Consider the following 867-nt stretch of genomic DNA (forward strand, 5'->3'; position numbering starts at 1 on the left):
CGACACCGCTCACAAACCACGGAGCGTTCACACCCAGGGCGGCTTCGAACAGCTTGCTGTGCATCATTTACCTTCTTGTCTACAGGAAAAACGAGACGATACCACCCACTCGAAATTCAAAAGAGGCAATTATCTTGACGCTCACCCATCCTTGCCCGTTGGTTTTTCTCTGACGTACGGAGCGGCGAAGTCGGCATCGTAAGTGCCCCTCCAAGAGCGCACGCGCATCGATGTCGTGTAGTAATACTCATAGTTTGCGCGTGGAATCTTGTCCGCCGGAACTGCGACGCTTGAGAAAACCCCATCTTGTATGGTTGAGTCGCCGGTGCAAATGTATGAGACCACGGCAAGTTGTTCGTCGAGTATCTTCCGGATGAAGTCGACTGCACCACCTGCCTCGTCAGCATTGCCCAGCGCGGAGAAAAAATGCCGATGGGTTGCTGCGTAGAAAACCGTCACCTCCTCGTTGTATAACGAAGAAACCTCCAAGGGGCCACCTTTGGATCCTGCGAGCGACGGCACCCGAACGTTGAAGAAGTTCTCTCCAGCGCTGGCAACAATAGAAAAATGGCTCCTCCAGTTCGGGAAGACTGAGAGAACGTCTCCCGCCATTTGGCGAGAGAAAGGCTCAAGCAGTTCGATCATGACGACTCTCCCGTAGCTTGGGTATAGAGCAGCGCGATCGCTGGCAATCCTACACGACATGTCGATCGACCGCTGCTGGCCGGCCGGTGACCCACTTGACATCCGCCTCCCCCTCTCGCTGACGCTCGCCGGCCGAAGGCCGGGAAGGGGGAGGATTCCTGCTGCGCTACGTGATGTTCTACGTAGTCGCGTCGGCGGGTTCCTGCTTCACCGAGTGGCCTG

At 56.3% G+C, this 867-nt stretch carries 1 protein-coding gene; it reads right to left on the reverse strand.

From position 1 onward, the window contains the following. Positions 1–141: 141 nt before the first annotated feature. On the reverse strand, positions 142–645 hold the full coding sequence (locus DID96_RS37845; RefSeq protein WP_124604412.1) for a hypothetical protein: 504 nt from the start codon (positions 643–645) through the stop codon (positions 142–144). Between the last annotated feature and the right edge of the window lie 222 nt (positions 646–867).

Origin of the sequence: Burkholderia sp. Bp8963, assembly GCF_003854275.1 — a bacterium.
In the GTDB taxonomy this organism is placed as follows: Bacteria; Pseudomonadota; Gammaproteobacteria; order Burkholderiales; family Burkholderiaceae; genus Burkholderia.